25 protein-coding genes are annotated in these 26,229 nt (G+C 36.6%); all 25 read right to left on the bottom strand.

The genetic code is table 11. The features are described 5' to 3' along the window. Window positions 1–4: 4 nt before the first annotated feature. Window positions 5–373: a flagellar protein FlaG gene (locus MW695_RS16550; protein ID WP_247106528.1), complete on the bottom strand. Its 369-nt coding sequence runs from the start codon at window positions 371–373 to the stop codon at window positions 5–7. Between the two features lie 96 nt (window positions 374–469). Further along, the gene (pseC, locus tag MW695_RS16545; RefSeq protein WP_247106526.1) at window positions 470–1,657 is read right to left on the bottom strand and encodes a UDP-4-amino-4,6-dideoxy-N-acetyl-beta-L-altrosamine transaminase; all 1,188 of its coding nucleotides are present in this window, start codon (window positions 1,655–1,657) and stop codon (window positions 470–472) included. Then, entirely contained in the window at window positions 1,650–2,600 is a 951-nt protein-coding gene (locus MW695_RS16540; RefSeq protein WP_247106524.1) for a dTDP-glucose 4,6-dehydratase, read from the bottom strand. Before MW695_RS16540 ends, pseC begins: the two co-directional genes overlap by 8 nt. Then, window positions 2,597–3,670, bottom strand: coding sequence for a pseudaminic acid synthase (gene pseI, locus MW695_RS16535; protein WP_247106521.1), 1,074 nt, complete (start codon window positions 3,668–3,670; stop codon window positions 2,597–2,599). The genes MW695_RS16540 and pseI overlap by 4 nt, the downstream gene beginning before the upstream one ends. A 2-nt stretch (window positions 3,671–3,672) precedes the next feature. Continuing rightward, window positions 3,673–4,722: a UDP-2,4-diacetamido-2,4,6-trideoxy-beta-L-altropyranose hydrolase gene (gene pseG, locus MW695_RS16530; RefSeq protein ID WP_247106519.1), complete on the bottom strand. Its 1,050-nt coding sequence runs from the start codon at window positions 4,720–4,722 to the stop codon at window positions 3,673–3,675. A 17-nt stretch (window positions 4,723–4,739) separates the two neighbouring features. After that, window positions 4,740–5,462, bottom strand: coding sequence for a cytidylyltransferase domain-containing protein (locus MW695_RS16525; RefSeq protein ID WP_247106517.1), 723 nt, complete (start codon window positions 5,460–5,462; stop codon window positions 4,740–4,742). A 17-nt stretch (window positions 5,463–5,479) separates the two neighbouring features. Then, window positions 5,480–6,028 (bottom strand): UDP-4-amino-4,6-dideoxy-N-acetyl-beta-L-altrosamine N-acetyltransferase, encoded by a 549-nt coding sequence (gene pseH, locus MW695_RS16520; protein WP_247106515.1) that lies wholly within the window; start codon window positions 6,026–6,028, stop codon window positions 5,480–5,482. Window positions 6,029–6,042: 14 nt separating this feature from the next. Continuing rightward, window positions 6,043–7,269: an acyl-CoA reductase gene (locus MW695_RS16515; RefSeq protein ID WP_247106513.1), complete on the bottom strand. Its 1,227-nt coding sequence runs from the start codon at window positions 7,267–7,269 to the stop codon at window positions 6,043–6,045. After that, window positions 7,266–8,342 (bottom strand): LuxE/PaaK family acyltransferase, encoded by a 1,077-nt coding sequence (locus MW695_RS16510; protein WP_247106511.1) that lies wholly within the window; start codon window positions 8,340–8,342, stop codon window positions 7,266–7,268. The genes MW695_RS16515 and MW695_RS16510 overlap by 4 nt, the downstream gene beginning before the upstream one ends. 4 nt (window positions 8,343–8,346) lie before the next feature. Continuing rightward, window positions 8,347–9,729: an AMP-binding protein gene (locus MW695_RS16505; RefSeq protein ID WP_247106509.1), complete on the bottom strand. Its 1,383-nt coding sequence runs from the start codon at window positions 9,727–9,729 to the stop codon at window positions 8,347–8,349. Further along, complete coding sequence (locus MW695_RS16500) at window positions 9,722–10,465, bottom strand: SDR family NAD(P)-dependent oxidoreductase (protein ID WP_247106507.1); 744 nt, start codon at window positions 10,463–10,465, stop codon at window positions 9,722–9,724. Before MW695_RS16500 ends, MW695_RS16505 begins: the two co-directional genes overlap by 8 nt. After that, entirely contained in the window at window positions 10,465–10,701 is a 237-nt protein-coding gene (locus MW695_RS16495) for an acyl carrier protein (RefSeq protein WP_247106505.1), read from the bottom strand. The genes MW695_RS16500 and MW695_RS16495 overlap by 1 nt, the downstream gene beginning before the upstream one ends. 129 nt (window positions 10,702–10,830) lie before the next feature. After that, window positions 10,831–11,997 (bottom strand): glycosyltransferase, encoded by a 1,167-nt coding sequence (locus MW695_RS16490; protein WP_247106503.1) that lies wholly within the window; start codon window positions 11,995–11,997, stop codon window positions 10,831–10,833. 18 nt (window positions 11,998–12,015) lie between these two features. Next, the gene (locus tag MW695_RS16485; protein WP_247106501.1) at window positions 12,016–13,443 is read right to left on the bottom strand and encodes a CDP-glycerol glycerophosphotransferase family protein; all 1,428 of its coding nucleotides are present in this window, start codon (window positions 13,441–13,443) and stop codon (window positions 12,016–12,018) included. Window positions 13,444–13,487: 44 nt separating this feature from the next. Next, the gene (locus MW695_RS16480) at window positions 13,488–14,684 is read right to left on the bottom strand and encodes a glycosyltransferase family 2 protein (RefSeq protein ID WP_247106499.1); all 1,197 of its coding nucleotides are present in this window, start codon (window positions 14,682–14,684) and stop codon (window positions 13,488–13,490) included. 18 nt (window positions 14,685–14,702) lie between these two features. Next, window positions 14,703–15,326 (bottom strand): DapH/DapD/GlmU-related protein, encoded by a 624-nt coding sequence (locus tag MW695_RS16475; RefSeq protein ID WP_247106497.1) that lies wholly within the window; start codon window positions 15,324–15,326, stop codon window positions 14,703–14,705. A 24-nt stretch (window positions 15,327–15,350) separates the two neighbouring features. Beyond that, complete coding sequence (locus MW695_RS16470; RefSeq protein ID WP_247106496.1) at window positions 15,351–16,712, bottom strand: MmgE/PrpD family protein; 1,362 nt, start codon at window positions 16,710–16,712, stop codon at window positions 15,351–15,353. Beyond that, window positions 16,709–17,845: an ATP-grasp domain-containing protein gene (locus tag MW695_RS16465; protein ID WP_247106494.1), complete on the bottom strand. Its 1,137-nt coding sequence runs from the start codon at window positions 17,843–17,845 to the stop codon at window positions 16,709–16,711. The genes MW695_RS16470 and MW695_RS16465 overlap by 4 nt, the downstream gene beginning before the upstream one ends. Before the next feature lie 30 nt (window positions 17,846–17,875). After that, on the bottom strand, window positions 17,876–18,979 hold the full coding sequence (locus MW695_RS16460; protein WP_247106492.1) for a DegT/DnrJ/EryC1/StrS family aminotransferase: 1,104 nt from the start codon (window positions 18,977–18,979) through the stop codon (window positions 17,876–17,878). 17 nt (window positions 18,980–18,996) lie between these two features. Next, window positions 18,997–20,001: a dTDP-glucose 4,6-dehydratase gene (rfbB, locus tag MW695_RS16455; protein ID WP_247106491.1), complete on the bottom strand. Its 1,005-nt coding sequence runs from the start codon at window positions 19,999–20,001 to the stop codon at window positions 18,997–18,999. A gap of 33 nt (window positions 20,002–20,034) precedes the next feature. Continuing rightward, window positions 20,035–20,766 (bottom strand): sugar phosphate nucleotidyltransferase, encoded by a 732-nt coding sequence (locus MW695_RS16450; RefSeq protein ID WP_247106653.1) that lies wholly within the window; start codon window positions 20,764–20,766, stop codon window positions 20,035–20,037. 30 nt (window positions 20,767–20,796) lie between these two features. Continuing rightward, window positions 20,797–23,700, bottom strand: coding sequence for a motility associated factor glycosyltransferase family protein (locus tag MW695_RS16445; RefSeq protein WP_247106489.1), 2,904 nt, complete (start codon window positions 23,698–23,700; stop codon window positions 20,797–20,799). A gap of 36 nt (window positions 23,701–23,736) precedes the next feature. Further along, complete coding sequence (locus tag MW695_RS16440; protein WP_247106488.1) at window positions 23,737–24,735, bottom strand: polysaccharide biosynthesis protein; 999 nt, start codon at window positions 24,733–24,735, stop codon at window positions 23,737–23,739. Between the two features lie 15 nt (window positions 24,736–24,750). Beyond that, entirely contained in the window at window positions 24,751–25,359 is a 609-nt protein-coding gene (locus MW695_RS16435) for a DUF8042 domain-containing protein (protein WP_247106486.1), read from the bottom strand. A gap of 163 nt (window positions 25,360–25,522) precedes the next feature. Then, on the bottom strand, window positions 25,523–26,229 hold a 707-nt coding region (locus MW695_RS16430; RefSeq protein WP_247106485.1), incomplete at its 5' end, for a flagellin.

The raw sequence follows: 26,229 nt of genomic DNA, 5'->3' as shown, positions 1-26,229 counted from the left end.
TAGATTAAATCCGTTTATCAACTAGCAACCCTACCTGCTTCAGCATAGAAGCAAACATATCGAGAAAATCTTCCGGAGGCACTTCACGAATAACCTCTTCTGTTTGTCTATCTACTACTTGAACATACAGACGATTTAAATCATCATGTATATGAAATTTATACGATTTCTGACTTACATCTAAGAAATCATTCATGACTTCAACTTGCTCTTCTAAATAATGTCTACTATAGCGTTCTTCCTTTACTTTCGGTAATACTGATTCTTTTTGCTTTAAATCATGATGTACTACTTCTACGGCTTCATTCGTCAATGGTTTATGTGAAAATACACTTGATGTTGTAATTGACGAGTTTGATGTTTGGATACTCATCCACTTTTCCTCCTAAACTCGCTCATTTTTCTATTATATCGGCTTGCTGCTTACTTTTATTAAGTAAATTGAAAAGAAAAAGCCTAACGAAATTCGTTAAGCATCTAATCTATAATAATGAACCACCTTTTTCACGGCTTCTATGACATCAGTCACATCTCTATTCGTCATTGACGGAAAGATCGGTAACGTTATGACTTCTTCATACCAATCATTGGCATTTGGGCAGTCCGCATCATAGCCAAGCTGTTGGTAGTAGGGCTGTAAATAAACGGGTATGTAATGGACATGAACACCGATATTCTCTGATCTAAGCGCCTCGAAAATCACTCTCCGGTCAACAGAAAAGCATTTTGTATTAAACCTTACAATATATAAATGCCAACCAGATAACACATCAGGATGCGTATTCGGTATCTCAATTCCTTTTTCCTCAATAAAGGACTCCGAATAGAGTGTAGCTATCTCTCTTCTTCTCTTCATAAATGAATCCAATTTATCCATTTGGGTAAATCCTAGTGCAGCTTGTATATCTGTCATTCTGTAATTCATACCGAGATCATGCATTTCATAGTACCATGGGCCATGATAATCAAATAGTCCCTCTTTTTTTATTCCATGAGAACGAAATAACGTTAAACGTTCTGCATATTCAGGACTATCTGTCACAATTATTCCGCCTTCTCCTGTCGTCACAGGCTTAACAGGGTGAAAGCTAAACATGGTCATATCTGCTTGAGTTCCTACTGGCTTCCCTTTGTAATCGGCTCCTAGCGAATGAGCTCCGTCACTGATATAAACTAGATTGTGCTTTTTTGCTAATGCACGAAAACGGTCATATTCAACCGGTTGCCCTGCAAAATCTACTGAAACAATCGCTCTCGTATTGATACTGATTTTCTTCTCTACTTGGTCAACGGATAAATTATACGTCTGTTCATCTATATCAGCAAACACCGGCTTTGCTCCAACATATAAGGCTGCGTTTGAGGTTGCGACAAACGTGATCGGGGTCGTGATCACCTCGTCTCCTTTTGTTAATCCAGCTGCATAATAAGCCGCATGAAGAGCAGCTGTTCCATTGGAAAACGCAACAGCGTATTTTGCCCCTACAGATTTAGCCACTTTCCGCTCAAACCTTTCAATCATCGGTCCTTGCGTAATCATTGCACTTCGAATGACCGATAGAACGGACTCAATATCCTTCTCATCAATTGATTGCTTCCCATAAGGAAGAAATGAATCACGAACCGGTGCACCACCATCAATCGCCAATTTAACCATCAAGGTGTCCCTCTTTAATCCATGACTCTGTGCGCTTAATGCCCTCCTCTAATGAAATCTCTGGCTGCCAATTCATTAGGCTGGAAGCTTTCTTATAATTGCACAACAGCTTCTGAATTTCACTTTGAGGGTGGATGTGCTCTACATGTTTAATTCGCTGCTTATCACCAACAATTTGATAGGCTAAATCATTTATTGTAATGTCTTTACCTAAACCAGCATTTACAATTTCCCCGTTCACCTCATCGTGAAAACCTGCATTTACTACAAATCTTGCGCAATCTTCCACGTAAAGCAAATCACGTGTTTGCGTACCATCTCCATAAATATGCACGTTTTCACCATCTAGTTTTTTCTTAATAAAGATCGCAATCACGCCACCTTCACCACCTGTTTTCTGATAGGGGCCATATGTGTTAAAGGGACGGACAACAACCACGGGGAGATCATACGCATAATAATAAGATAGCACCATGTTCTCCGCAGCGATTTTTGCGCCTGCATAAGGGGAGGCTGGCTTCGTTGGATGTTCCTCTGTAATTCCTTCTTCATCCAAACAGCGATCATATACCATACATGTACTCATAAAGACCACTTTCACGTTATACGTTCGACACTGCTCCATCATATAAAAAGTCCCAACCGTGTCGTTATTAAACGTAGTACGTGGGTCGTCGATCGAATCCTGTACATTAATAGATGCCCCTAAATGATAACAAAGCTCAAACTCACCGCCTGCAAACAGCTTTGTTAATAACGTTTCATCCTTTAAATCACCTTTTACAAATTCAACAAAGCACGGATGTGAACGAAACTCCTCAATATTACGCTCCTGACCATTGGAAAGGTCATCTAAAACTGTTACTTGATGGCCTTCATCTAACAGTCTTTTCACAACCCAACGACCGATGAAGCCAGCTCCACCTGTTACTAGTACATTCATGATTTTGATTCTCCTTCTTCCATCAACACATCAAATGAAACGGGTTGACCTTTTTTTACAGCTTGTCTTACACATTTGCCCATAACGAAGTCAAGGTATTTTGTTGGCAAACCTAACCCAGGACGGATCGCTCGAACATTTTTGGTCGTTAATGTTTCTCCAACCTTCAGATCTTCAGCAAAGTATAATGATCTCCTATGCTTTAAGGAAGGCTTTTCTGCTGTTGTTGGCCCGTAATGAATGACCCCTAAGCTTTGCCACGCTTTCCTCGTTTCAGATACTAACAACGCCATTTCATCCGGCTCCATAGAAAAGGCAGAATCCACTCCACCATCCGCTCGTGACAATGTAAAGTGCTTTTCAATAACCGTTGCTCCTAACGCAACACTCGCAACTGCAACCCCTACGCCCATCGTATGATCTGAGAGTCCTACTTCACATTGAAATAAATCCTTCATATGTGGCATCGTTCTTAAGTTCGTATTTTCCGGAGTCGCTGGGTATGTACTCGTACACGTTAATAAAGCCAAATGCTCACATCCCTCTTCCCTTGCTGTACGTACAGCTTCATCAATTTCCGCTGCAGTTGCCATTCCTGTTGATATGATGACAGGTTTCCCTGTTGCTGCGACTTTTCTTATAAGCGGTAAATCAACATTTTCAAACGAGGCAATTTTATAAGCTGGGGCACCAATCGATTCAAGAAAATCAACCGCACTCTCGTCAAAAGGAGAACTAAAGGCAATGATCCCCAATTCTTCACAACGTTTGAAGATCGCTTCATGCCATTCCCATGGCGTATAAGCCTCTTGGTACAACTGATACAACGAATTGCCTTTCCAAAGGCTTGAATCATCTTCAATCCAAAAGGCTCCTTCCTTTACATCAAGAGTCATCGTATCTGCTGTATACGTTTGAAGCTTCACTGCATCAACACCAGCGTTGGCTGCCGCTTCCACGATCGATAAAGCTCTTTCAAGCGACTGATTATGGTTACCAGACATTTCAGCTATAATAAATGGCGCTGTATGTGAACCAATTTCTCGGCCATTAATATGAAACTGTTTCATTCTTAACACCTCTCATTCGATTTCCACTTCAACATTTCGAGGACAACAGGATGGATATCACTTTCTCTCGAGCTTTTTAGTAAGTCCCAGCCTTTCTGCCGTATGTCCTTTAAACCTTCTTCATGGTTAAAAGCCTCACGTAGTACATGAACATACTCCTCGACTCCTACGTCATCATGCCAACCAATTAGCTTAACAGCTCCAAAGGCATCTGCATCCATTGTTGATTGCCTTTGATTTTCTGCTACGATTGTCACATAGGATGGGAGACCAACATAGCAACGCTCCCACATCGTAACTCCACCAGCACCAAACGAAAACGTCGCCCGACTCATTAAATCAGCTAAATAGTCAATTTGACAATGATAATGATACCCTAGACGATCTGCTTCTCTTTGAATCTTGTCACGGTTTGGGTTAGCCGTTCCAACGACAACATCAACTTCCCAGCCTTCTACCTCACTCTGTTCTAACGCAAGAAGGACCTTTTCTGTCTCATTTGTTGGATCACTTCCACCGAAGAAGACTAATATCCGCTTCTCGTCGAAAGAGCTATGCTTCGCACTCTTAAATTCATCACGTAATAGAAGGTAAGCAGGTCCTAAAAACAGCTTACAATGATCTGGAACGAGCTTCATATAGCGCCTTTCATAATGACGAAAATAATTTTGATCTAATAAAAGTTCACAGTCATGCTTTCGATTGGCTAAATCATCAATGACAGCTATTCGAGCCTGTAAACCATTTCTTACTTTCGTCTCCCAAGCGTGAGACAGCTGATAGTGATCGACTATGACCCAATCGAAATCTTTATCAATCTGTTGTAAAAAATGATTGGCATCCTTCTCTTCATCCCAATCCTGTACATCAGTAAGCTCAATTACCTCATATTGCTGCTTCCGTAAAAAAGAAAGCATATCTCCATTCTGTATCCTTTGCGCAAATGTCACATGAGAGCCTTGTTCACACAGTTGCTTCGCTAAAGTAAGGCAACGAAATACATGACCTGTTCCTATTTGTTCAGAACTATCCACTCGTATACAGACGTTCATTTGCCTTCCACTTCCTTCTAAACAACTGGTTTCTGTTCAATATGAGCATTTAACTTAGCCACATCGGGATGCTCATCTAAATAACGTACGACTTCTTTTGCTGAAACAAGCATATCCCCACTGAAATGCTCTGCTACCCTCTGACAAAGCTGATAATCTTCTTCCGTGTCCAATGTTATACGCAGCTTAGGTTTACATCTATCTAAAGGCGCTTCATAAGTCGTCACATTAAATTGTTCAGCATATTCATACCCATAATAAGTAACATGCTCTCTATGTCGTTCAGCAGTGCCGTGTTGATCAATATATTGTAGAGCCGACCAAGCAAACAGCTCCACTGCTAACCCTCGTGGCAACTCACCATTTAATTTCACATAATCAGCTGGCTCTAGCTTCATCTGTTCAATCACTTCATTTGCCATTTCATAATCAACGAACGGGCAATCAGAAGTGACTCGCATCACATAATCCGGTTCATACAATTTGCCACATTCCATATATCGAGAAAGAACATCTTGCTCTGAACCACGAAAGCAATCAATTTGCTGGTGCTTACACCACAGCTCAATCTGATCATCCTGTGGAAGAGTAGAGGTTGCGACAATGACTTTATCGGCATTGACCTGTTTGCAGCGGTTAACAACATACTCTAATACAGCATGCTCTCCTAAAGGTTTTAATATTTTCCCAGGCAATCGGCTTGAGCCCATGCGAGCTTGGATGATGATGATGGTTTTCATTTCGGATCCCTCTCCAATTAGTTAGGTGTAGTTTGCTCTACTTTAGGAAATAGTTTTTTTAACTTTTCTTGCTTCTTCTCCCAATCAGCTGCTAGCATTTCATAAATATATACATCATGAAACGTACCATATTTATATATATGCTTCTTCAAGCAACCGACCTCTCTACAACCATGAGATTTGTGCATCTTTCGAACAGCATCATTTCCTTCCATAACCTCACCTGTTAGCTTTAAAAGCCCTAATTCATAAAAAGCGTAATTGTATAAGTGAGGGCCGATCATCCCTGCTATCATACTATACTTAGGTTCACCTATATAAAATGCCCAGCTCGCATGTTTATGCGACCAATGTATATCATTAAGCGATACAAGACCTAGCTTCTTGCCTTTCGAAGCAACAATCCAATACATACTATTTCTATCCTTTTGCAGGTTTTGGTACCACTCTTCTTGTTGCTTCATAGTTCCTTCGATATCAGTAAACATAAAACGTGTAACAAATTCACTTTTTCGCCAGCGTAGAATCATTTCTAAGTCTTCTTCTTTTATCGTTAGAAACTCCACAAAATCGCTCCTATCTAAATTGAAATATCAATTTCTCTTGTGAAGTACATAAACATATTATAACCATCCCAAACATGATTAAATTGTAGGGCTTGTCCAACAGGGACAAGACGATCAATCCCTCTACCACTTGCTTTCTCAACCATCTGTATAAGTTCTATCTTTTCAAACCCGTGATGAGTAATCGTTTGATCTTCATCTCTGATGTACGATAGCAATTCATCCAAATGAGCAAGGTCTGTTTCTATAAACATCCCCATACCACAGTGCTGACTTCTAATCGTAGCGGATAAATCACTAGTATGTAGACGCATAATTTCACTTGATAGAGGAGTTTCAAGTTTCTCTATCGCATTCGTTGCAGCATAGACATACGCTGTTGAAGTACGCAGCATTTTAGCAGCTGGAGAAATAGCATACTCTTGCATATCGATTTCATGTAGCAAAGCTTTCCAAAAACGATCTTTTGCCTCTTGAATATCTTGCTCCTTACCTACCCAGGCAACTAACCTAGGTGATGAACAAGCTAACTGATCAAACCAAAATGCATCGTTATAAAATTTATGTGCCAACTTCCCTAGCTGCTCTTCTGAATGGTGTAAAACAGATTCTGCCGAAAGAACCGCACTTGAAAACCTATTTGCAAAGACAAGCTCTGTTGCAAGAGGGGCTAGAGGAATCGAGCGAATCGTACGAACTGTATCATCCCCTCCCCAAATGACTCGACAATGGCAATACTGAGATAAGAATGCAGTTACATCCATATCATGCTCATATCGACATATACATGTTCGATTCTTAATGGCTTCATACTCTTCTTGATCTAGCAAATGAACTAATAGGTCGACCAATCGTTCAAGCTGTACATTTTCTCTTCTTGAAACTCTTATTATATTTGTGTTCCCCGCTAATAAAGATATCACCCAAGAGTAAATAAAAATAGTGTCCACATTAGACGGAGCAAAATGCAAGACAGTACCTCGTGCTTTTATCACTTTGTTTTCATTTTGTTTGTGGAAATCTTTCTTCATCTCATAAATTCGTGCTTTCCTCAACCAATACCCTAAAGCAACCATTTCAGGATATTGTCTCATCACAGCATCTTTCATTAAAACGCGAGATAAATCCTGTAAGAAATCTAACACAACTGGAGAAAAAGGCTTTAATACAGGGATAGAGGACATTTCTTGGATATGTTCTTTCCAATCTATTTTTAATTCTTTTGGAAATAAAACGTTCATCCTCTCGCTCCCTTCTGGTCGTATGCAACCGTATCACTACAACCTCTAACCTCCGCTTTCGGTAAACGCCCTTCTATTTGAAAAAATTTTCCTAACCTACCACACGAGCATGTATCTTCTCCGAGCAGAACTCCAACATCCTCTGTTAAAAGACTATGTCCTGGATAGCTTTTTGGCAATGTACTCACTACTTGTAAAAGCCCTTGTTTACCAACTGGTAGAGCTTCATACGTAAGTGAATCACGAACAATAATATCAGCAAAATCTGGAGTGTGAAAATGACCATACTCACATTCAATAAAAATGGAACCCACTTGTTCAACCATTCCATAGTAATTATGAACTCGCTTTAACCCAAATTGGTTAAACAATGCTTCTTTAAACTGTTCATTAGAAACAGCCTCTTCCTTAAGCTTTTTCCAGCCACCACCATGAACAAGAACACCTTTTGATAAATCAATAGACCGATTATACTTCTGACAAGCTTGTAAAAAATATTGCCAAACGATAAAAGTAAATCCAAATAGAAAGATTTGCTCACCTTTATGCTCTCTTAAAAATGCTTCTAAACCGTCCCAATCAATATTCATTTCTTCATCTAATAAATAGAAGTGCTTTCTTCCAAAGTTTGAGAAACCTACAATTCCTGCTCCTCTCGCACTAAAGGCTTGACGGTTCTTAATTACACTCTTACTATCTATAATAATCATCGGTACGCGTTTCTTTCCTAATAATGATGTCATAATCGAAGCTAACGCTCTTGTCTGCTTAACAGATGTATCTTTATCTAAAAAAATCTTTGATACCTGTTGGCCTGTTGTCCCACTTGAAGTTAAAGTCTTCACAATGCTTTCTTTCGGAACAGAATATAAGTCAAGCATTTTAAATACTTGAACAGGTAAAAAAGGGAGCTCATTCAGATGATCACATGGAAACACTGACATATGGTGAATCATATTGCGATAGGGCAGACATTGTTGCAAATGATCCTGAGTTCGTTTATTTAATTCTTTTAATAATACTCCTTGCTTTACATTAGCCCTCAACATAAAAGGCTCTTTATGAGTACCCATATGATCACCCCATTAATTGTGTATAGTCAATCTTTCCATTTGTGAGGCGAGGAATTGCTTCAACGACGATGATGCTATAAGAAGAATGATGAATACTGTAGACGTCCCCAACAAATCGTTTCACCTTATCCAGGTATTGGTCTTCTTCAATGGCTATGATCATCCGTTCATCTGTCCCTGTGCAGGCAACTACAAGTTGAAATTGCTTTTCTATCATCTTTTCTACATCATCTAAACTAATTCGCAAACCAAAAAGCTTTACAAACCGGTTCTTCCTTCCAATAATCGAATAGAGCCCTTCATTGTTAACTTCAGCTAAATCACCTGTAAAAAGCACTCCATTACATTCATCTCCCTTTTCTAAATCCATTCGAGAAAAGGCATAACCTAACATCACATTCGGCCCTTTATAAATGAGTTCCTTCGAGCCCTTATCAATTGAAAATTCACCATCTGGTATTGCTATTCCTATAGAACCTATATGGTTCTGAAGGTACTCTGGTGGCATATAGCTCATTCTCGCAGTCGCTTCGGTTTGTCCATACATCACATAGAAACGAGCATCTTTTTGTTTTGCGCTTTCCTGAAAATAATTAATTAGTTTAGCCGAGAGTCGCCCACCAGCTTGAGTAAAGGAGCGTAATGTAGGGAGCTCTATTTGATTAAAACGAAGTCGATGTAACATTTGATATGTATATGGAACACCTGCAAATGAAGTAGCTCCACATTCATTGAATCTCTGCCAAAACTCTTTAGAGATCACACTTTCATTATTGATAAGTAACGTAGCTCCAGCCTTCAAATGACTATTAATAACTGAAAGCCCATAAGAATATTGCATAGGTAAGCTTAATAGCGGGCGCTCTGTTTGATCCAATTGCAAATATGTGGCAATAGATGCTGCATTCGCTTCTAAATTAGAATAGGATAAACGAACAAATTTCACACTTCCTGTAGTACCTGACGTACTTAGTAAAACCGCAAGCTCTGGATAAATCGATAGGCTCTCACTTTCTTTTCGAATGAACAAATTGTGTTTTATTTGTTCATAGTCAGCATGAATACTTTGAAGATCGGCATGTATCCAGTCTGGTTTATACGTTGTAACGATTGTGTCTATTAAGGGCTTATGAGCCTTCTCATCTAGCAACATGACCGCATCTCCACTTTGCAATGCACCAAGATAAGCAACGATATCCTGTAACCTATTTTGGCACAGGATCAATCCAAGTCTCTTATCATTCGATGCGATCTCATTTATAAAATGGCCAATTTTATTTTGTAAATCACCGTACGTATGAGTGTTTCCATTCTGTTCAATGATGGCAATATGTTCGGTTGGCTGTAATTCCCAGAATTTCATACGTTCATCCCTTTCATTAAACAATCATTCCCCCATCAATGCCCAATACTTGACCAGTCACATAACTAGACATATCTGAAGCTAAATACAATACTCCAGTCGCCACTTCTTCTGGATGACCGGCTCGCTTCATTTTAATAGCTGATAAACGTTTCTTATAATTCTCCTCATCCAATGAACGAGTCATATCCGTATCAATAAAACCTGGCGCAACAGCATTAACTCTTATGTTAGCTGAGGCTAGCTCCTTAGCAGCAGACTTAGTTGCTCCCACAACGGCGGCTTTACTTGCAGCGTAAACGACCTGTCCAGCTTCCCCTACTACTCCCATAATGGAGCTAATATTAACAATCGATCCGCTCTTTTGTCTCATCATCAGACGAGATGCATATTGCATATGATAAAGAGCAGCATGCACATTCACATCCATCACCTGGTTCATTTGACTCGGTTGAACCATTCCGATTAATCCATCAGAAAGAATCCCTGCATTGTTAACAAGCACATCAAGACGACCATATTCCTTTTTAATCATTCGAAAAGCAGACTTCACCTCATCAGGATCAGTTACATCATAGGGAAGGACTAAGCAGGAGCATCCATACTTATCTTGAATTTCCCGATCTAAATAACGTAATGCTTCTTCATCACGTCCATTTATAATGACGTTAGCACCATGTTCAGCAAATATTAAAGCAATGGCTCGACCTATGCCTTTAGATGCACCAGTAATAAATGCTACTTTCTCTTTCAACAACATTAAAATTCAACCTCATACTTCGTTAATATTCTTTTCGCCTCAGCAAATGAACTCATATCAATGACATCATCCGTATCAAGCATGATGTCAAATTGATCATCGATTTCTGCCACAAGTGCCATATGAGCAATCGAATCCCATTCAGGTATGCTATTATAAGTTAAATCATCTGTAACAAGTGATTCATCTATATTTAGACTTTCTGCGAAGATAGTGCGTAGTTTTTGTGTGTTCATGTTATATAACCCCTCTTTTAATCACTATTAGTAATATCGGCTTTATTATTGATTTATTTTAGCATATGATATAATTAACAAACATACAAAATTCCCCAAATGAAAGCATTGGGGAATAACCTAATAGTATTATTTGCTATACCTTAATAATGAATTCCTTAACGTTCTCCAGGTAATCTTAAATTCAAGATTATGCTTATTTTGATTTTTATTAATCAACTCAAAATTATATGATGCATCTAAGTATCCAGGAAATAATTCAAGCGCCTTTTCAAAATTCCTTTTTGCACTTTTTACATCACCTAAAATAGCTTGTAAAACTCCTAAATTATTTAATGCCGCACCATTACTGCTGTTCTTAGCTACTACTAATTCTAAATCGTGTTTAGCACGAACATATTCTTTTTTCTTTATTTTGTAAAGTGCTTTCAAGAAGAGCAGGTCAGCAACATAATCGTTATCGTTTATATTTTGTATCTCGTTATATCCGTCAACCCAATGGCCTAAACGATAAAGCATAGAAGTATATTCAAGTTTATTAAGATTATAAGGTAGGTTCCGTTTAAATATTGCATTCCTAATCTCTTCTAACTTAAATCTGTTTAAAATTGAATTTTCTCCGTGTACAGCATTTCTTATTTCATTTGTTGTATTATTTTCATGTCTTCTTACTTTAGCTATTGCATCCTCTACATATAAAAAGCCATAATGCTTGGACATTCGTAACCATAAATCCCAATCTTCATTTAAAGCTAAAGATTCATCAAACCCTCCTAAATCGAGTACCACATCTTTTTTTACTAATAGTCCAGAAGGAGTTATTATCTGGTTTCTTAATAGAAAGTACCCAAATGACTCCTTCGCAGGGACTTGTTTCCCTTTTATAAGGTCCCCTAATGATTGACCCTCTTTATCAATTTGCTCATAAGAAGGATAAACCGCTACCCATTTATCCACATTACTTTTGGATTGACTTAAAAGAATGTCTACTTGCTTCTTTAACAAGTTTTTGTCGACTATATCATCTGCGTCTAAAAATAATATCCAATCTCCTGTAGCCCTTTTTATGCCAATGTTTCGCGCTGAAGAAACCCCTTTATTCTCTATTTGATGAATAATCTTCAATCCATTGAACCTTGATTGAAACTCTTTAGCTATCTTAAGAGTATCGTCTTGACTACAATCATCTATAATAATAATTTCTGCGAGTGGATAGCTTTGATTTATTAAGCTATTTAATGCAAACCTTAAATATTTTTCTGTATTGTAAGCAGGAACAATTGCAGATATATTCATCTCTTATCCCCTTTTCTATCATGAGTATATTTCTAGGAAAATCTCTTTTTCAAAGGATTGATTACTTTTATATAAAGGGTAAATTTTCAAATCTTTAAATTCTTTGATTAAATCCTCATAGATCACTTCTTCGTAAGCTTGGGATGAAATTAAAATAACATCTGCTCCTAATTGATTGATCATATTTTTAGAATGCACAGGAATTTCATCAATGTACGTTCCGACCTTGCTAGGATCCTTGTCAACAACGGCAATAACATTAATGCTTTCCAATTTATTTAATAACCTTGTTGTATGATCCCCAGCACCATATATGATAATTTTGCTATTGCTTGTATCTATTTGCTTTTTCAAAAGGGTATTAATTCCGGAATAACCTTTTACCTGAGTCTGTCTTCTTGATGGTAAGTGAACTTTATTTGCTTCGACAAATTTCACCAATGCCTTGCTTGCCCTTACTGATGCCCTGCCATCAGTATACTTATATACTCCTTGAACAGCCTTTTTTCGTAATTCTTTCTGCTCTAATGGATCTTCCAAAGCCTTTTCAATAGAGGAAATGAATTGATTAGGTTCATCACAGTTTATACCAACATTAGCAAACTCCCAGAATCGTAAGCCGTGCTCTACTCTTCGTCTATACCATGGAGCATTTAACACCACTACAGGCCTTCCCGTACTTGCAAATTCATATAATGTAGACATATGATCACATATATATAAATCAGCTCTATTCATGACTTCATTAAAATCTTTAACAACTTCAAATCCGTATTCTTCATAGTACGGAATTAATGTTTCAATCATTAGAGGGTGCCCATGGCCTAATACACACCAATTTTTCTTTTCAGCTTCTTCTGCTAAGCATTTTAAAGACTCTTTAAAATGCGGGAACGACGTTCTCGTTTCGGGTACAAAATTACGATCATAGTGAAACGATAGAGATATTACCGGCCTTGGATTTTGAGGAGGTTCAAAATTTCTATACCATTCATCTAACTTAGGACAACCAACAACTTCTATTGTAGTATTAGGATACCTTTCCTTAAAAACTTGTCCAATATGATCGTTTGGAAGGATGTCAAGAATAACATTTTTTCGAAATGGAACTAGCGTATACTCTTTTTCTTTATAGGTTTGACCAGCGCCATGACTAACTAAAGCAATAGGTCTATTAATTGTATCAATAAAATCACCATACATACTAGGAATAACAAGAAGTCGATTTTTCTGTTTAGATAACTCATGAATTATGTGCTGTAGATTACTAGATATCTTAAAATGATCATCAATTGTAGGTATAGAAAATCGGTTCAATTCATGTATGTGAGTACTCACATAAAAATTTCCTTTATATTTTGGAGGAAGTGACTCCCATATAGGAAATAAATGTTCGAAGTAATGATGTTTCCAAGCAAAAAAGTCAATGGCTTTACTATTATTCATCTACTCACCTTTTTTGAAGTATTGATAAACTAAGTTACCTTAATCTAATATTCGCTAATATCATTCATAGTTAGTACATTTAAAGCTGGATTATAATCTAGTAATTGTTTTTTTATTTCTACATATTGTTTTCCCCAAACAGTAATAATTACTAAATTAATACCGTTTTTATTTTCGACTAAGCTTTCTGGATGAACGATATGTACGTTTTCCACAGTCTGTCCATAATGATAATTATCTAAAAACAGCGATACGCCAACATTATGATCATTAAGATGTTTCTTTATTTCTTTAGCAGTATCCGCCACTCCAAAAATAGCAACTTTAATTGCTTTATCTTTTTGTTTATGCATGTAATTAATAATCGCCCTTGCCCATATTTCCCCATCATTTGCTATCTTTTTATAGAACTCCAGCGTATATAATACTTTTTGCTTTTTTTTAGTTATAATTCCATCGTGTAGTTTCAATGTGCTTTTGTTAAATTCCTCAAGCAATTTTAATTTATTTTCATATAGCTTAATACGATTCCATTTATGATTCCTTACACGGTTAGACCAAGAACCTACTATGCCTTTCCGATAAACGGACATGATTCCATCTAAATAACTAACATATCCATGAGATATACATAATAGCCTTAAAGCATCATCACCTGTAGAATAAAAGTACCAATTTGGGAGGTCATTAAATATTCTTTTTTGGAAAAAAAATGATGATGTATGGTTTATTTCAGCCCCCTGCATAATTATTTCATCATTAGACCTAACTATATTATTATCTGATGGTTTTCGAATGTCTTCTTCTTCATTCATCATTTTATTAAACGTTATAACCTTTGTTGCATGAGTACATAGAGAGCATGTAGGATTCGCTTCCATATAATCAAACTGCTTCTGCAACTTATATGGATCGGTCCAATAGTCATCCCCTTCACATAAAGCTATATATTTTCCTTTTGCTTTGGGGATTAAAAATTGTGCAGTCACTCTTCTAATACCTTTAGAGTATTGGTTTTCATTTTGATAAATGGGCTTAATGATATTTGGGTATTTTTTTTCATAATATTCAACTATTTCTTTTGTTTTATCTGTTGATGCATCATCATGTATTATTATCTCAAAATCAAAATCAGTTTTTTGCATCAAAAAACTTTCAATCGCATCAGAGATAAAGCTCTCATGATTATAAGTCATACAACAAACACTGATGATAGGCTTGTTACAATGAGAACTCCCCACAACAACATTAAACCTCCTTCAATATTCTTTTGGATCATATTTTCCGCAAAACTCTTCTATTGACAGATTTCGAAAGTCAGCCATAGAGTCTTTAATCTTACTATGATCCCAATCCCACCAGGCAATCCTTAATAATGCATTTTCAATTTCACGGCTAAACCTTCTTCGTATCGGTTTTGCCTCGACTCCAGCAACAATAGTGTAGGGCGCAACGTCTTTTGTTACTACAGCCCCCCCTCCAACTACTGCACCCGTACCAATAGACACACCAGGCATAATTAAAGCTGCTTGTCCTATCCAAACATCATGACCAATTGTAACTTTTTGCTCTCTTCTCGACTGAAAAAAATTTTGATCATTTTCACCAAGGTCATACTGAGAAGACCTGTAAGTAAAATTGGCAAGAGCAGGCCTTGAAATTGGATGATTTCCAGCATTTATTCTCGTGAAAGGGGCAATCGCACAAAACTTCCCAACGGTAGTGTATATCATTTCTGAATCATGTAACACGTATGAGTAATCTCCTATATTGCTTTCCGTAACTCGAACCCGTTCATCGATTTCAGTCCATTTTCCAATTTGACTAAATCTAACTTTAGCAGTTTCATGTATAGTTGGGCCTGTTGAATTCAATTTTTTCATATTGTCACTCCTTTAACTGAGCTCTTACGCTGTTTTTGAAATAATCGACATCAACCTATTGATACTATCTAATTTTTCAAAATCAAGTAATAGCTCTAATGAACTATTTATTTCGTCTGTATTTAGATAACAACTAGCGCAGTCAACATATTTATCAATTAGATCTTCTAGACTCATAGGTGAAAGTGCCGACCCTTTAGCAAATTTAATTTTTCTCTTAATTGTTTGACCAGAATATAAAGTAATAACAACCTCATCTTCCCTAAGGTTGTCTCCTTCTTCCCAATCATTATGAACTCTAACTTTCACCTTCTCCATTAATCTGATAACTTCAGAGTTGTTAAGCTTCTCCTCAGTGAATTCGCTCAAGCCTACTTTACCAAATATTACAGCTGCAGATAATACATACTGCATACTAAACTTTGCTTCCAAAATAGTTTGAGGCTTCTTATATTTCAATACATGTAATGCTCTAGGAGAGGTTCGACATTCTAATTCTTCAATATCTTGGTAAGTGAATTCATGACTATTTTTCATATCAATTACACCATCTATTGCTCTATGCGTTAATGCACAAGATGGATATCTTTTCACACTAATTCCAGGTTGAATGATTGAATATGGCTTACCCCATAACTCTAAACTTCTTATTAAATCATCCTCTTCTCGATTCGAATATACTTCTAAGAACCCCCCATCATTCTTAAATATATTGTCTGATGAAGTAAAACCATCTTTAGCTAGCAACACCGAAGTAATTGCACTTTGAGCAGCGTTTCCTACGTGTAATGCTTTGGTCATTGTTCCAAAATTCATAGTTAACCCTGATGCTTGAGATCCAGCAATACCTACTGCCATTTTAACTTGTGAATAATCTAAATCTAAGATTTTTGCCGCTGAAACCGTGGCAGCTAAAGTACCTAACACCTTTGTCGGATGCCAACCTCTCATATGTAACATCGGCATTGCTTTAGATAAACACGAAAAAAGTTCAACACCAACAACGTATGACTCTATTATTTTTTTTCCACCAATATGATAGCGTTCAGCTAAGCTTAATAATACTGGTAAAATCGGTGCACTTGGATGTCCTTGAGTGTTTGCCCCTGAATCATCATAATCTAAAATATGTGCCATTGTCCCATTTGCAAGAGTTGCCGCTGATAAGCTAGTCTTAAATCCTCCCCCAATAACACTAGAGTCTGGGGTTAGAGATTCACCCTTTACAAATGTCCTCATTTTGTGTCCAATTGGATCTTGCGCTCCTACTAATGTAACTCCTATAGTATCAATGATTGCTCTTTTGACTTTCAAGATAATTTCCTCTGGCAAATCATCATATTGAGTATTACAGACAAGTTGAGCTATTTTATCAGATGAATTCATTCGATCTCCTCACTTGCTTTTGTCCATTTTTTTGTTGTTCTTAATGTTTCTATTTCATTACTATTTATAAAGTTACTCAGCAGACTTTTACTGACTAGATAATTATTTTCATCTTTATTTTTTAGAATCGGGAAATCAAAGTCGCTGACAAAATATTTAATAATTAATCCAATATCATCTTGACCTAACATTAATCGTGGAAATGTATTACCGTTAGTTCTCATATTCATTTCCTGAGCCTTCCACTTTCCATTTCTATCTTTTCTAAATTGCACAGTTACAGGGCCTGCTCCACCTTCTTTAAATAATGCATTAGCATAATCTAATGTCAATTTTTCCAAATCTTTATTTTCAACTTTTGTAAATCCTAGAGTCCTTCCTGCATCATGCTCATTTTTTGAAATGAATACGGGAGCAATTTCACCATTTGGTGCTAGTATTGTATGACATGAATAGTGAATAACATTGGGTGCATGAGAGAACAAAGGAATTGGACCTTCCATTAACCTAAAATAAGTTTCAAGTAATTCTGGATCTCCCAGATACTCTTGTAACATGTATCCATCCAATTCTAAAACAAAGTTGATATCCTCATTGTTCCTAATAAAGAATACACCCTTTGAAGCATAACCTCTTACCGGTTTTGCTATCAAAGGAAAACCAACTTTCTTAATAAAATCCAAATAGCTTTTTTTGTCACTATTTTTCTTTACTTCAATTGATTCCGCAAAGGGAAGCTTGTACTTTTTAGAAAATTCCCATGTTTTCATTTTATCAAGTGCAAATAATAGTGTATCTAAATTACCATAAGGTACTTTCCCTTTTAGGTCTGGATTTGATTCCATTATTCTGTATATAGCTTCCGTATCCTCATCCCTACCACTTAAAATTAGGTCAGGCTCAACTTCACGGATTATTTTTTTTATTATCAATTCATACTCATTAGTACTTGTATTAGGGACTAAATAACAATAATCACATTTATAATTATTAGGGCTTTCCGCAATACTATTTGTTCCAATTAAATTTACCTTATCTCTTCTATTTGAAGCATTAAATTCAAGAGATTCCTGAATATTTTGACCAACTAAACTGCCAATACTCGTTACTAAAATTTTTATTTTCTTATCCACACCTAACCCTCCACAAATTAGAAGCATAAATTATATACTTTCAATAATGTTATTCACAATTTCCTCTGCATTTTCAATTGTTAAGTTACTATATAAAGGAAGGCACAGTGTCTTCTTTGAAATTTCTTCAGAAATGGCCTTTGATCGATAAGTTACATATGACAATGTATTTAATGACGGATAAAAATATCTTTTAGGAAAAAAACCCTCTGTTTGAAGGTTGTTCATAACTTTTAACAATATTTTCTCATTTGATAAGAGGATTGGATAATATGCATAATTATATCTAGTCTTCATCACTAATGAAGGCTTTGTAATACCTAGACTACTAGTGAAAAATAGTTTATCATACGTTTGGCTAACTACTTTTCTGCTAGAAATAAGTTCATTCACTTTCGGTAACATACACAACCCAAACGCAGCATGCAATTCAGAGTTCTTTGCATTAATCCCTAATCCCCATAATTCTCCATTACTCATTCCAAAGTTTCTCATGTATTCGATTTTGTGTGCTATTTCATCGTTGTTTGTAATGACTGCGCCGCCCTCAACTGTACCAAATAGCTTAGTAGCATGAAAACTCACAGTAGAAATATCACCAAACGATAGCAAGGATTGTCCTTTATACTCTACTCCAAAAGCATGAGCACCATCATAAATCACCTTTAATTTGTGACGATTGGAAATTTCTTCAATTCGATCAACATCACAAGGATTTCCAAAAACATGAGTAATTAAAATAGCCTCTGTTTTTTCTGTGATCATTTCTTCTATTAAATCGGGATTTATATTTAAAGTTTTTGGATCTATATCTACAAATACTGGAGTACACTGTTCCCAGACTATAGCCGATGTAGTAGCAACAAATGAAAATGGTGTAGTAATAATCTCACCAGTTAGATTTAGTGCTTTCATACTTAACTGCAATGCCATAGTACCATTAGTCACAAAATAACAATGCTTTACACCTAAGTACTTTCTCAGTTCTGCTTCGAGTCTCTGCACCATTGAACCATTATTAGTTAGTTGTTTGCTTTCCCAAATTTCCTTCAAGTACTCGACGTACTCCTCTAAAGGTGGAAAAGATGGTTCTGTTACAGGGATAGGTTTGTTTTCTATCAACCTTTCAGCCATTTGTTATCTCCTTATCGCTATATTAAATGAAGCCTTTTTAAATACCATTCAACAGTACGCTTGATTCCTTCATTAAAGTCAATAGTAGCGCTCCAATTGAATGAATTTTTTAATTTAGTACTATCTATCGCATACCTTCTATCATGACCTTTCCGATCTTCGACAAATTCTATTAAATCCCCATTAACATCAATAAAATCACTACGATTAATAGATAGAATGTCTCTTACTTGATTGATTAGGCTCAAGGTAACCTCAATATTTGTTTTTTCATTATTAGCACCAATATTATAAACTTGGTTATCTTCCCCATGATGTAAAATGATATCTAATGCAGAGCAATGATCTTCTACATATAACCAATCTCTAACATTTAAACCATCACCATATATAGGTATTCTTTTTCTTTCTATAATTTTATGAATGATCATAGGTATCAGCTTTTCTTGATGTTGGTATGGTCCATAATTATTGGAGCATCTACTAATTGTAATAGGCAGCTGATACGTTCTATAGTACGCCTGACATATTAAATCAGCTGATGCTTTTGAAGCTGAATAGGGGGAGCTAGGATCCAATAAGGTGGTTTCAGTAAAGAAGTCACTTACATCCGTTAAGGATCCATAGACCTCATCGGTAGAAACTTGATGATACCTTTTAACACCGTACTTTAATGAAGCATCTAATAAAACTTGTGTACCTAAAATATTTGTTTTCAAAAATTTTTGCGGTGTTTTAATACTTCGATCGACATGAGACTCAGCCGCAAAGTTAAGAACGTAATCAGGTCTATATTTATGAAATAAGCGCTCTATTTCTTCATTATTACAAATGTCAACTTTTTCAAAAAAGTACTGACCTTCTTTAGAAACAGAGTCTATATTTTTTAAATTTTCTTCATCACCTGCATAAGTTAGATTATCAATATTCACTATAGTTATTTTATCTTTATATTTATTAAACATATAGTGAATGAAATTTGCTCCAATGAAACCAGCACCGCCTGTTATAAAATAAAGCATCCTACTTCTCCTTTAAATCCATTATCCTTCACCTTAAAAATCTAGTATTTTATTACTTGTTCGATACATGATCTCATTAGCATATTGCAATGATTCAATAGTCCCTGCATCTGTCCAGTTCCCCTCTAGAATATCGTATTCCAACTGATTGTCCTGGATATATATATTGTTAACAGAAGTAATTTCTAATTCATTTCTACCCGATGGTTCGATTTTTTTTATATAATCAAACACGCTATCATCATACATATAGTAACCAATTACTGCATAATCAGACTTAGGAGCCATTGGCTTTTCTTCAATTTGAATAACTTTCCTTTCATCAATAGCAGCTACCCCATATCGCTCAGGATCACCTACTTTTTTTAGTAATACCCTCGCTCCCCTATCTTGCTTTTCAAAAGCTTGTACATTTCTTTTGATTGAAGTGTCACAAATGTTGTCTCCTAAAATCACTACAATCTTCTCTCCGTTTGCAAAACCTTCTGCTAATAGTAGGGCATCTGCAATTCCAGCCGCTTCTTCTTGAACTTTATAAGTAAATTCACATTTAAATTGATTACCACTTCCTAGCAGGTTAACTACATGTCCCATATGTTCTGTACTTGTAACCACTAAAATATCATTTATTCCTGCTGAAATAAGCTGCTTAATTGGATTGTATATCATTGGTTCTTGACCGACTGGTAATAAATGTTTGTTTGTCACTTTCGTTAAAGGATACAGTCTAGTTCCCTTTCCCCCAGCAAGTATTACACCTTTCAGTTGGACTCAACTCCCTTTTATTTATTCCCCTTATATTAGAATCAAAGGTCTGAAACCTTCACTTTCTCTTATTAACTTTCGATTCAATGATAATAAATACTTGTGATCAAAGTTCCCTCTAAGGATTCTTCCATTTTGTCTTTTTTCTTCTGTAATGATCGTTGTAGTAAATTCATTACCAATATACCATGTGTTTTTCATTCCTATTTCGGCCATATCTTTACACCAACTTGCAACACCTTCTATAATAAAATCTTCTGTGTTTACAAATTGATCCCATTCATTCGTATGCGGCCATGCTCCTAATTGCTGATTTTCAAAGCTTTTGTTGCTGTTATGATCTTTAAAAGCACTTCCCCCTAAAAGTAACCTTATAAATGCTTCTTCACGATCTAAATTCAACTTTTTCCCTTTAGGGACTCCAAAATATTCTAATGAATCCCACGAAATACTATGCTGCACATTCCGATCCGCAATCAGCTTCTTCTTCCCCTCTTCAACATCGACCATAATAAAATAAAAATCACCATCTGGATAAGCTGCCGATTCCGGTGGAATAAATGCCCCTACCGCTTTTCCTAGGTTAGAAAACTCCCCAACCTTATTATAAGTAGCTTTATAATGGCACCTAATTCGTTTTCCTACTTCTAGTGACTCAACATCCGTTACTTCATCGATATGGAAGACTCTGCCCTCTCCAACTTCCACTCCTGTAAAAACAAAAGGCTTATCCTCAAGTAGCTCAATCTCTACTTGATGCATTTGATCCTCTAAACCCTCACAAGTAAATACAGCCTCATCATATTCACACACATAGCTTTGTTTGATATCTTGATTTCTAGTAGAAAAACTTTGCTCTTCACCATCAATTTTTATAAGTACATTTGATGTATAATCCTCTCTTGTACAAGCCTTTACTTTAAGAGCTGTTCCTTTAAAGTTGAATTTTATCGTTTCTCCTGTTTTCGCTGTTTGCTCGATTGGGAGCTGAGTTGCCTTTTTGCCATTTTTGACATCAATGATCGTTAAATAATCTCTTTCCCAACGACTGGAATAACGGAATACTCCACAATTACTTGGATAATTTATCGTTTCATTTTGACCTTCACTTAACTGTTTCTTAACAAATGGAGTCAATTCATTAAACATCAGTCGACACGCATTCATGTACAAACTTGATTCCTTTAGTAAGGAGCTAGCTTTGCTAAAGACATCTGGGATATGCTTTATTTCCTGTAGCCGGTCTACAAAAGTTTTATAAACATCTCGTGTAGCAGGTTGGATAATCACTTTCCCGTACTGATTAGACACAAATTGCTTAAAGGCTTTATCGTATTCCACAAACCCTAGCTCAATCTTTGCACGGTTCTTTTGATTTAAGCTATGCTCTATGTTCTCGAAAGCAGCAAATACGTTGGAACAATCCTTCATAAATTGGATAATTGATTGATACATGCTTTGAATGGAGTCTTTCATTGTTAGATATCGGTCATTACTCTCATCTACATACCAATCTTCCTTCACTACTGCCGCTGTTAACTCTTCTTTTATGACTTGTTCAAGAGGAATGAAAGGTGCACCTTCAATCTTTGCACCATCTTTCGTCGTATTTGTAACATTCACATTTGCATATCGTTTTATATATGACTCGATTGAAAGTCTCATTTGGTTAAAGGCTGAGTTCGTTTTCACTTGACCACCATGCACATCTTCAACGTACAGACTTTCTTTTATATCCTTTTCCTGAAGCTCAGCTGATTCATTCCCTCGATTAATATCATTGGAATAATAAAGGTTCTCTCTAAAAGCAAAGTTTTGCCCTACTAAAATAATTGAGCCCGCCTCTAATGTAGCCATTAGCTGTAATGTTACGATCGCAATAGAAAAAGCATCATCTATTTTCGGGATCGATTCATCTCTAGTAATGGCAGGAGTTACCGCATCTTGCGTTGTCACAAAGTGAAGCTTAGGTCCTTGATAATAATCTAACGTTTCAAACCCAACTGTCGTACCATAGATCATCGGTACAGATGAAATGTTCTTTTCATACATCGGTTTAAAAACATTAAAGTTATGTGGCTGTGGATCATACGTACAAACAGCATCTGGCATAATGTCTTGAGCGATTAATGCTTTATTGGCAGAACCTACCGCGATTATATACGCTAGTTTCTTTTCTTTAATATAGCGTAAATTTTCATACTCATCCTGTAATGAAGGTCCGGCGGAAACAATGAGAACCGGCTTCCCTTTAAACACATCCTTTTTTTCAAAGATATTAGGCGTGTTTAACGTAGTAGGTACGTTCATAAGGCTGTTTACCGTCCATCTTTTCCCAAAGAAATAATCCGCATTTCGTGAATAGCTTTTCAGCTGTACATAGTCTCTATAATTTGTTAAGAATTGCTCGTATTGGGACGGAAATATCCGTTCATAACTCGGAATAGGGATTAAAAGGACCTTTTTACTGATTTCTCTTGCAAACTGCTGAACAAATTGACTACCACTTTCTTGTGTCCATTCAATAAATAAATGCCTCATTTGTTGAATAGGTAACTCTGTTAGCTTCCGCTGATTCATAAAGTGGTAGAAAACAGCTGGGCTTGGTTCATATAAAGAGAAGGTTTTATTTGGCCATCTTTTCATAAATTCTTCTATATGATAACCAAACCCAATTCCATAAAATAAAACATGCTCGTATTGATCAACTTGGTCAGCATATTGCTCGATCCACTTATTCGCTTCATTTAATGGATCATATTTACTATGGAGGAACGTTTGACGTTCATTTGTTGTTATTTGTAGGGTAGGATAGCCTTTACGAGATTGGATCGATTCCATTGGTTCTTTTTTGAGTTGAGGTTCATACTTTTGTATTAATTCTCGGATGTAACGATAATGCTTTCGTAAGTATTGAATATTATCTACTAACATGTTAAACCTCCCGTACACTTCATCAGTATTGCTGTTTTATATCAATTGCTCCTCTATAAGCCACTTTCTAACCGTTTCTTTCGGGATAGCGTCCGAATCGCTTGGAAGCTGGTAATGATTGGTACTCCGCTCGCCTTGGTATGAATTATTTTTTGCTCCGTATGGTGGTGGGAGAATGTACATTTCTTCAATTTCCGTTGCAATTCTCGATTCATCCTCTGTCATCAGCTCTTCATACCGCTTCTCACCAGGTCGTAAGCCTATCTCTTTTATTTCCACATTGTTATTGATTCTGCATGTCTTTGTTATCTCTTCAATCATCACTTCAGCTAGATGATGTAACTTAATAATAGGCATTTTTAATACGAATACTTCTCCACCTTGAGCAATTTCATTCGCTTTTAAAATTAACTGGATCGCTTGCGAAGGAGTCATCATATAGCGAATCATCGAACCATCTGTAATCGTAATTCGTCCCTTTTCAACAATTTGCTTTTTAAATAACGGAATCACTGACCCTCTTGACCCCATCACATTTCCAAAACGAACAGATGAGAAAATCGTTTCTTTCGGTCCTTTTTGATATTGAGCGGCCGAAATCAACCGTTCAGCAGTAAGCTTTGTCGCACCATATGTATTGGACGGAGCGATCGCTTTATCCGTACTTGTAAATAGAACACGCTTTACACCATTTTCTAATGCTGCTTGTATGACATTTTGCGTGCCTAATACATTTGTTTTCACTGCTTCGAAAGGGTTGTATTCACACGCCGGAACATGCTTCATCGCTGCAAGGTGGAACACATAATCAATATCCTCCATTGCTCTTGAAACCCTTTTCTCATCACGAATATCACCGATCAGATAGCGAATGTTCCGATACTCTTGGAATTGCTGTTGCATTTCAAATTGCTTATACTCATCCCGACTAAATATTCTAATCACTTCCGGGTGATACGTTAGTAGCTCTTGTAATAAATGCTGACCAATCGTTCCCGTTCCACCAATAATTAATAGTTTCTTTCCTTTATACATATAGAACACTTCTTTCTAGTTAGCTTCAGGACGAGTACCAATCTCATCAATCGTCTTCGTTGCTGTTGATTTCAATTGTTTCCAAGCAGGGAGCACCTCATAATTTATAATATCCGCAATCAAAATCGCATCTTTGTTTTCTACAGCCTCTAATAAAGTAGGGAGCTCTGATTCCATTGTCGTTAATGATTCGACATATTGCTCCATATACGGTACTTCCAAGTCAATTTGTTTAATAGATTGAACTAATTGAATGAGCCAATTCATTCCTTCAACTAATTGTCCGAATGTATCCCATGTTTGCTCTGTTGGATTTTGATAGAATGCTTCTGATAACGCTTCAACCTCTGGTAATGCGCCCGTGAGATAGACTTCTGTCGTTTGAATCGTTTCGATTAAAATTTCTTTCTTTGTTTTCATAACGACTGTAATTTCTTTCACTGAAGCAATATGTTCCACTAAATAAGCATCATGATTCTCATAAACCTCAGCTTGATCTACTTCTAAATGACTAAAAAATTCATCTGATTGCTCAATCATGTCATTAATTTTCTTGAAAACATCCTCTAATACCGATATTTCATTATGATATTGGTATGTTTCGTCATAAATCTTCAATTTCATAGAATAACCCTCAACTTTCTACACTCTTCTACCTATTATATCGTCATTTAGACTTAGAAGTTTAGCCTTAAAGAAAAGGACTTTCTGTAAATTAATGGGCTGCTATTCACACACAAAAAAAGACCCTGTAAAAAATACAGAGTCTTTTTCAACCAATAATCGATTATCCAAGAAGTTGAAGAACTGATTGTGGTTGTTGGTTTGCTTGTGCAAGCATTGATTGAGAAGCTTGAGAAAGAATGTTCGCACGAGTGTACTCCATAATTTCTTTCGCCATATCAACGTCACGAATACGTGATTCAGCAGCTTGTAAGTTCTCAGAAGAGTTGTCCAAGTTAGAGATTGTGTGCTCTAAACGGTTTTGGAACGCACCAAGTGAAGAACGTTGTGCTGAAACTGTTTCGATTGCGTGGTTGATTTGCTCGATCGCAGCTGCTGCCGCTTCATGACTTGTTACATCAAGAGCCGAACCAGTTGGTGTATTGTTTGTTCCGTTATTAACACCATTCCCACTAAATTGAGCATTGTTTACTGTACCATTTTCAGTTAACTCATCTACAGAAGCACCAACCCCAGCAGCATCTCCATTGTCACCTTCTAAACCAAGAGCCGCAGCACTCATGTTGAAGATTTCAATTTCCATGCTTTGACCATGGTTTGCACCGATTTGGAAGTTAGCAGTAAATGATCCACCGCCATTAGAACCACCACTTAATAGCTTTTGAGTGTTGAATTCAGTAGTGTTCGAAATACGGTTGATTTCAGAAGTTAATGCATCGATTTCCTTCTGAATTTCCCCACGGTCTACATCAACGTTAGTATCGTTCGCTGCTTGTGTAGCAAGCTCACGCATACGTTGTAGAATTGAGT

Origin of the sequence: Halalkalibacter sp. APA_J-10(15) (genome assembly GCF_023017105.1) — a bacterium.
GTDB lineage: Bacteria > Bacillota > Bacilli > Bacillales > Bacillaceae_D > Halalkalibacter.
Note: the sequence above shows the minus strand (reverse complement) of the source record. Positions and strands in the feature narration are given on the sequence as shown.